This window comes from Micromonospora chalcea (assembly GCF_002926165.1).
Lineage (GTDB): Bacteria > Actinomycetota > Actinomycetes > Mycobacteriales > Micromonosporaceae > Micromonospora > Micromonospora chalcea.
In genome coordinates, this window is the sequence record NZ_MAGP01000042.1 from 1 (window position 1) to 7768 (window position 7768).

General features: G+C 73.5%; 7 protein-coding genes and 1 riboswitch. Of the genes, 4 read left to right on the forward strand and 3 right to left on the reverse strand.

Going from position 1 to position 7768, the window contains the following annotated elements; translation table 11 throughout:
• Positions 1-3 precede the first annotated feature (3 nt).
• The 3 genes from BAW75_RS05365 to BAW75_RS05375 all read right to left on the reverse strand — a co-directional run bounded on the left by BAW75_RS05365 (position 4) and on the right by BAW75_RS05375 (position 3440).
• Positions 4-1341, reverse strand: coding sequence for a uracil-xanthine permease family protein (locus BAW75_RS05365; protein ID WP_104112840.1), 1338 nt, complete (start codon positions 1339-1341; stop codon positions 4-6).
• A 95-nt stretch (positions 1342-1436) separates the two neighbouring features.
• Complete coding sequence (locus BAW75_RS05370) at positions 1437-2048, reverse strand: alpha-ketoglutarate-dependent dioxygenase AlkB (protein WP_064447542.1); 612 nt, start codon at positions 2046-2048, stop codon at positions 1437-1439.
• Between the two features lie 66 nt (positions 2049-2114).
• On the reverse strand, positions 2115-3440 hold the full coding sequence (locus tag BAW75_RS05375) for a polysaccharide pyruvyl transferase family protein (protein ID WP_043325122.1): 1326 nt from the start codon (positions 3438-3440) through the stop codon (positions 2115-2117).
• 148 nt (positions 3441-3588) lie between these two features.
• On the opposite strand from BAW75_RS05375, the gene BAW75_RS05380 reads away from it, so the two are divergent.
• The 4 genes from BAW75_RS05380 (at position 3589) to BAW75_RS05395 (ending at position 7595) form a co-directional block, all read left to right on the forward strand.
• Positions 3589-4797: an acyltransferase family protein gene (locus BAW75_RS05380; protein WP_043325121.1), complete on the forward strand. Its 1209-nt coding sequence runs from the start codon at positions 3589-3591 to the stop codon at positions 4795-4797.
• 80 nt (positions 4798-4877) lie between these two features.
• Positions 4878-5210 carry a hypothetical protein gene (locus BAW75_RS05385; RefSeq protein ID WP_104112841.1) on the forward strand — a complete coding sequence of 111 codons (333 nt, stop codon included), beginning with the start codon at positions 4878-4880 and terminating at the stop codon, positions 5208-5210.
• A gap of 139 nt (positions 5211-5349) precedes the next feature.
• Positions 5350-6114 carry a hypothetical protein gene (locus BAW75_RS05390; protein ID WP_104112842.1) on the forward strand — a complete coding sequence of 255 codons (765 nt, stop codon included), beginning with the start codon at positions 5350-5352 and terminating at the stop codon, positions 6112-6114.
• A 300-nt stretch (positions 6115-6414) separates the two neighbouring features.
• Positions 6415-6555, forward strand: a riboswitch (cyclic di-AMP (ydaO/yuaA leader).
• Between the two features lie 206 nt (positions 6556-6761).
• Positions 6762-7595: a C39 family peptidase gene (locus BAW75_RS05395; protein ID WP_064447544.1), complete on the forward strand. Its 834-nt coding sequence runs from the start codon at positions 6762-6764 to the stop codon at positions 7593-7595.
• Positions 7596-7768: the final 173 nt, after the last annotated feature.

A 7768-nucleotide genomic window follows, 5' to 3' on the forward strand; every position in this document is an offset into this window, starting at 1 on the left:
GGGTCAGAGTTCGGGGTCGGGGGACTGGCGGGACTCGGGCGTGGTGCCGCGCAGCCGCGCGATCAGGCGCATCCCGTGGTAGATGATCAGGGCGGCCGCCGTGCCCAGCGCGATGCCGTTGAACGACAGGTCACCGGCGGTCAGCGTGTAGTTGGCGGCGCCGATGATCACCGCCACCGCCGCGGTGAACAGGTTGATCGGGTCGTGGAAGTCGACCCGGCTCTCGATCCAGATCCGGGCGCCCAGGATGGCGATCAGGCCGTACAGCGCGGTGGTGGCGCCGCCGAGCACGCCGGCCGGGACGGTCAGGATCAGCGCGCCGAACTTCGGGCACAGCCCGAGCAGGATCGCCGTGCCGCCGGCGATCCAGTACGCGGCGGTGGAGTAGACGCGGGTCGCCGCCATCACGCCGATGTTCTCCGCGTACGTGGTGGTGCCGGAACCGCCCCCGGAGCCGGCCAGCACCGTGGCGACGCCGTCACCGAGCAGCGCCCGGCCCATGTCGCGGTCGAGGTTGCGGCCGGTCATCGCGGCGACCGCCTTGACGTGCCCGGCGTTCTCCGCGATCAGCACCAGGATCACCGGGATGACCAGCACGACGGCGCGCGCGTCGAAGCTCGGCGTGTGGAACTCGGGGAAGCCGACCCAGGCGGCCTGCCGCAGCCCGCGTACGGCCTGCTGGTCGAGGTTGCCGGTCAGCGCGGCGAGCACCCAGCCGACCACCACGCCGGCGAGGATCGACAGCCGCGCCACGAAGCCGCGGAACAGCACAGTGGTGAGCAGGATCGCGACGAGCGTGACCACAGCGATCAGCGGCTGCGCCTTCACGCCGGTGCCGGCGCCGCCGCCGTCCCAGGCCACCGGCGCGAGGTTGAGGCCGATCAGCATGACGATCGCGCCGGTGACCACGGGCGGCATCAGCGCGTCGATCCAGCGGGAGCCGGCCACCTGCACCACCACGCCGACGAGCGCGAGCGCGACGCCCGCGACGACGATGCCGCCGAGGGCCGCGCCGATGCCGCCGTCGGTCTTCGCGGCGAGCACCGGCGCGATGAACGCGAACGACGAGCCGAGGTACGAGGGCAGCCGGTTGCCGGTGATCAGCAGGAACAGCAGCGTCCCGAGCCCGGAGAAGAGCAGCGTGGTGGCGGGCGGGAAGCCGGTGATCAGCGGGACGGTGAAGGTGGCGCCGAACATGGCGACCACGTGCAGCACGCCCACGCCGACGGTGCGCGGCCAGGAGAGCCGTTCGTCGGGCGCGACCACGTCGCCGGGGCGTACCTGGCGGCCGTCGCCGTGCAGCGTCCACGGGGACCAGCGGGAGGTGGGGGACTGGGTCATCGGTCGCCCTTCGCGTCATCGGGTGACGGGGGCGTGATCGACCCTGGGAGTTGTTTCTAGCACGTGCCCAGCGCGGATGTGGGCCCGCCCCGGGCTCAGGCGACGCCGGTGGGACGGAACTGGACGCTGACGCGGGGGCCGACCGGGCGGGTGGTCTTCGGTACCGCGTGTTCCCAGGTGCGCTGGCAGGAGCCGCCCATCACCACGAGGTCGCCGTGGCCGAGCGGGAACCGCAGGCTGCCGCCGCCTCCGCCGCGAGGGCGGAGCAGCAGTGCGCGCGGGGACCCGAACGAGACGATCGCCACCATGGTGTCGGTGTGCGCGGAGCGGCCCAGCGTGTCGCCGTGCCAGGCCACGCTGTCGCGCCCGTCGCGGTAGAGGCACATGCCGGCGGTGACGAACGGCTCGCCCAGCTCGGGCGCGTAGTGCCGGGTGAGCGCGTCGCGGGCCGCGGTGAGCACCGGGTGCGGCAGCGGCCGGCCGGCGGCGTACCAGCAGAGCAGCCGGGGCACGTCGACAGCGGTGTCGTACATGGTGCGGCGCTCGGCCCGCCAGGGCACGTCGTGGCGCAGCGTGTCGAGCACCGCGTCGGAGCCCCGGACCCAGCCGGGCAGGTGGTCGACCCAGGCGCCCCGGCTCAGCTCGTGGCGGCGCACTGCCCCGGCGAGCGGGCCCAGGGTCGGGCCCTGCTCGGCCAGGTCGAGCATCGAGGGCTGGTACGCGACGTCGGGCACGCCGCCGATCGTACCCTGTTTAGAACAGGCGTACGACGATCAGCGCCGCAGCATCCGGCGGACCTTGCCCGGGACGGCCTGCTTGATCCGCTCCCGGAGCTGCTGCGAGCGCAGCGCGTCGATGGTCCCGGTGAGCTTGGCGTTCTCGTCGCGCAGCCGCTCGATGCGGGTCAGCAGCTCGGCCGGCGGGGTGGCGGCAGCGGGCCGGACGGCCGGCGGGAACACCGTCTCGCGGACCCGCTGGTCGAAGCGGGCGGCGCTGTCGTCGTCGTCGAATGAGATGCCGAGGTCGTGCTTGCGCAGGAACGCGGTGATGGTCTCGAAGCGGGCCTTGTGGCCCTCGGTGAGCGCGGTGTAGTCGGCCTCGGCGTAGAGGTCGGCGGCGTCCACGTCGGCCGGCACGTCGCGCATGATCCGGTGCGGGATGTCGAAGTAGCGGGCCAGTTCCAGCGTGCGCGAGTCGTGCGCGAACAGGTAGCCGGGCGTGCCGGCGACGAGCGCGGTGATGGTGCCGTGGATGCGGGTGCCGAACGCGAAGTCGTACCCGGAGAGGTGGTCCATCCAGGTCCACGGGTCGACGAACATGCGCACCTTGTCCTCGACGAACAGTGGGTGCGAGGTGTGCAGCGGGATGTCGCTGCTCTGGCCGCGGTGCTCGGGCGCGTCGCCGTAGAGCAGGGTGCCGAGCGTCCGCAGGTCCTGGGGCACGTAGCACAGGTTCGGGTAGCGCTCGTGGTGGTGGCGGACCACCGAGGCCATCGAGCGGACGTACGGCGAGATGGTGAGCGCGACCTTCGACTCGGCGGTCAGCTCCGGCTGCTTCTTCGCCAGCTGGAACGTGTCGCCGTGCAGGAACATCGACGGGCAGCCGATCTGCTCCACGTCGGAGAAGCCGAGCGTGTTCAGGTAGCTCGCGGTCACCTCGCCGCGTACGCCGATGCTGTGCGACCGGTCCAGCACTGCCTTGCAGAACGCGCGCACCGGCTCGTCGATCGGCCGCAGGTACTCGCGGTCGCCGTCGACGTTCGTCTGCACGCCGACACCGAGCACCACCACCGGGATCTTCAGCCGTTCGATCAGCCGGGTCAGCGGGGCGAGGCGGTGCACGAAGCTGCGACGGAAGGCGTTCGCCAGCGGTACGACGAACACGTCGTACCGCTCGTTGATCTCGTCGGCGAGGCGCGGGTCGGCCGGGGTGCGGGTCGCGGTGATCTCCGCCGCGGAGGTGGCCAGCAGCTTGTGCGCGGCGTGGCTGAAGACCAGGTTTCCGCTGTTGTCCCCGATCCAGTTGCCGGCGAACGTCTCCTCCGGCGTGAGGACGTCGAACGGGCCCTTGCGGGCGCGGAGCAGGATCCGCTGGTGCATCCGGTTCGCTCACCTTCCGTACGGCACGGCGTGCCGGCGGGCGTCGCCCGCGCGTGCAGGAACGGAAATCCTATCCGCCGTCCCTGGGTGACCCGGCGGCCGTCGGCTCGCCGGGAACGTCCCGGTACTCCGGGGTAGGGTGCCCGGAATGACCAGCGCGCCGACTGTCACCCGTGCCCCGCGCCTGCCGTCGCTGACCGGATTGCGGTGGATCGCCGCGCTGCTGGTCTTCGGTTTCCACGCCGGGACCATGGGGATCGTCGCCGAGCCGCACCTGAAGGCGGTGGTGGACAAGGCGTTCAGCCTCGGCCTGTCCGGCGTCGAGTTCTTCTTCATCCTCAGCGGGTTCGTCCTGGTCTGGTCGTACCGGGACGGGGAGCGGGCGTGGACGTTCCTGCGCCGCCGGCTCGCCAAGATCTACCCGAACCACGTGGTGACGTTCGTGGCGGCGCTGGCGGTCGCGGCCTGGTTCGCCGACCCGGTCCTGCCGTGGGCGGCGATCGGCAACTTCTTCCTGGTCCAGGCGTGGATCCCGCTGAACGGCTACTTCTACAGCGTCAACAACGTGAGCTGGTCGCTCTCCTGCGAGCTGGCGTTCTACCTGTGCCTGCCGCTGGTGGTGCCGTGGCTGCGCCGGGCCCGTACCGGGGTGCTCCGGACCGTGCTGGTCGCGGCGCCGCTGCTCATCCTGGCGCTGTGGCCGGGCCAGCAGCTCGTGCCGGAGGAGCAGCGGTGGTGGTTCACCCAGATCTTCCCGGTGACCCGGTCGCTGGAGTTCTGGATGGGGGTGGCCGCCGCCGAGCTGATGCGCCGCCACCGCTGGCGCGGACCGAACCTCGCGGTCGCCACCGGCCTGTTCGTCACCACCTGGGTGGTCGCCGCGCTGTGGATCCCGGCCGAGTTCTGGGCGGCGCTGCTCGCCGTGGCGTACCTGCTGGTCATCGCCGCGGCGGCGGACGCCGACGTGCGCGGCCGGCCCACCCCCTGGCGGTCCCGGCCGATGATCTGGCTCGGTGAGGTCTCGTTCGCCTTCTACCTGGTGCACGTGCTGGTCATGGTCACCGTGCTGCGGCTGACCGGGGACTGGGGGACCGGCCTGCCCGGCTGGCGGGGGCCGCTGGCGGTGCTCGGCTTCCTGCTGCTCACGCTCGCGCTGGCCGCCGCGCTGCACCGCTGGGTGGAGGTGCCGATGATGCGCCTGCTCGGCCCGACCCGCAGGGCCCGCGCGGCGTCGCGCGCACCGGCCGTGCCGGCTCCGCGCGGGCCCGCCGAGGGCGCGGCCGCCGACGGCGGCGCGCGGTCCGTCTCCGGTCCGGCCGAGGACATCGAGTACGCCGGGCGGCGTCGCCCGGACTGACACGCGCACACGACGGCCGGTCGGTCCGCGACACGCCGTGCGGCGGTGCGTCAGTGGGGGTTCGGCGGTAATTTGTACCCGTGCTTCCGATCGCGCTCACCTGCCCCGTGTGGTGGGTGGCGCGCTGGACCGCCCGGATGCTCGCCAGTCTCGCCGTGGTCGTCGCCTGTTCGTTCGGCGCGGCCACGATCCCGGCCACCGCCGCCCCGGCCGCGCCAGCCGGCCCGGCGTACGTGAGCACGCCGGCCGCCCCGCGACCGGAATCCGACCGCGCCGCCGAGCGGCAGGCCCGTCCCGACGGCGCACCCGCGCCCGCCGCACGGGCCACCGACACGCTCCCGAACGACCCGCAGCCGGTCGCGGCCGGCCGGATCACCGCGCCGGTCGGCCTGCGGGCCCCGCCCGCCCGCTGATCCGCCCACGGGCCGCGCCCGTCACCGCACCCACCGAACGTCATCCCGCACCCGCCCTTCGACGGCCCGGCGCCCCCGCGCCGCGCCCCGACCGGCCGTGCGGATTCTCCCGCCAGGTTCTTCCCGTGAGGTGCCGACCATGTCGCAGACCGCTCTCTACCACTTCCTCACCGCGGTCCCCGAGGCCGCCGCCATCTGGTCCTTCCTGATGCTGCTCGCGTTCGGCCTGCTCGCCGCGCTGGTGGCCCGGCCCGAGCGCGACGGCGTCGCCGAGGCTGCCGCCGATCCGGTGGACCAGGACGCCGCGCGCCACGACGACCTCGTCCGGTACGCCGAGGAGGTGGCGGTGGCCGCCGCCGGGGCCGCCCAGACGGCCCGTCGCCGCCGGGAACGGTGGCTGGCCGCGCAGGACGAGGCGGAACGCGCCTGGACCGCGTACGACGAGGCGGACAGCGCCGCCCGCCGCCTAGCCGGGGCCGCCGCGCTGGCCGCCCCGCGCACCCCGCGCACCCCGGCGGAGTACGCGGCCCGGGAGCGCTGGCTGCACCACGCCGCCATGACGGCGCACTGGCGCGGCGACCTGTCCGCCCGGCAACTCGCCGACGTGCTGGCGCGCCGCAACGGGTGGGACCCGCGCCGGCACCCGGCCGAGCAGGAGATCGTGCTGGCCCGGGCCGTACGGGACCGGCGCCGGACCGGCTGGGAGAGCGCCGCCGAGCGGGAGCGGCAGGCGTGGCGGGACGCCGAACTGGCCGCCGAGGTCGCCCGTACGCTCGCCGCCGAGGCGTACGCGGCCACCCTGGCGGTGCGGCCCGCCCCGGTGTCCCGCGGCGTGGCGACGATCCCCCTGCCGGTCGGCGCGTCCGTCCGCAACGCCCGCTGGCGTCCGGCCCGGGTCGGCTGAGGCGACCGAATTGTTACCCGGAATGTGGTGAGCCGGCTCACCCCCGGCACCGAAACGGGCGTGGAGCGCAGAACAGGCCAATGAGCCGCGCCATTGCCGGTCAGGCGCTCGCCGTCTGTCCCCTTTTCGCCTCCCGGGCGCCGTCACCACCGCTTGTCCCATTGAGTGAAGTGAGTAACCGGCTGTTCCGAAATCCGTTACCGGGGATCATGTTTACGCAGGTGGGAGCGCTTGGCAGGGGCAGTACCCGCCGGTAGTGTCGGCGCGTCCGGTGCGGTAACCGATCGCAGAAGGCGACGCCGCGCCGACCCGCCTAATCGTGTCATCACGAACCGGGGAACCATGAGCACCATCGGGGTGAATCCGCGGCCACTGCCGCGGTAGGGCGTACTTCCCGCCCGAATCCGTCAGCTAACCCGGTCGGCGGCCACGGAAGGAGTCCCATCCTCGTGCCCACCCCTCGATCGTCCCCCCGCCTCCACGGCTCCGCGGTACCCGCGCTCGCCTGACGCGACCGGCAAACCGCCCCTGGGCGCCCGGCATCGCGGGCGTACCCGTTCCCCCGGCCCATCCGGCCTGCCAGCACGTGTGAACCCCTCCACGTGCCGGGCCGGCGTGTGCCGATCACGCCCCCCGTGGAGGATTTCGTGAAGCACCACCTGAAGCGTCAGCTGCGGCGGATCGCCACCGAACGCCCGTACCAGATCATCGCCGGATCGGCCGCGGCGCTCGTGCTGGCCGCCGGCGCCGGCACCGCCCTCGCCGCCGGTGAGGACGCCCCGGTCCAGCAGGAGAACACCGCCTCGGTCGCCGAACTCGGCGCACGGCTCGGCGAGCCCGCCAGCCGCAGCGAGGCGCGCATCGGCGTCCCGCCGGCGTCGCCGAGCGCCGAGCCCAGCAAGTCGCCCAGCGCCTCCCCGTCGGCGAAGAAGGCCGCGGCGGACCCGGACGTCACCAAGGCCGCGCCGAAGCCGCCGTCGAGCAAGACGCTGGACTACGACTACCAGGCGCAGATCAACTACTACTACTGCGGCCCGGCCGCCGTGCGCAACGCGCTCAGCGCAACCGGCATCGAGCGCAGCCAGGACGCACTCGCCGGCCCGCTCGGCACCACCGAGATGGGCACCAACTCGGCCGAGGACACCACGCGCGTGCTCAACCAGCAGGTCAAGGGCAACCCGTACCGGACCCGGATGATTCCCGGCTCGGCCAGCCCGGCCCAGATGGACCGGCTCCAGGCCGACGTGGTCGAGGCGATCAGCAACGGCCGAGGGGTCGTCGCGAACGTCGCCGGCACCGCCACCGACACCAACGGCGGCTGGCACTCGTTCCCCGGCGGCCACTACGTCGCGGTGATCGGCTACAAGGACGACGGCCGGACCGTCCGGATCGCCGACTCGGCCGACCCGTCGCTGCCGTCGTACTGGCTCACCACGATCGACCTGGCGCACTGGATCGCCAGCCGCGGCTACTCCGCCTGACCGCCCCGCACCCCGGAAGGCCGGCACCCCTCCCGGGGCGCCGGCCTTCGCACGTCCCCGCCCTCGGACCCGCCCGCCTCGCTGATCTTGCAGTTGCGGCCCTGTCATAGCGGACAAGCCGGGCAGCCTGGGGGCCGCAACTGCAAGATCAGCGAGGCGGGCGGGTCCGAGGG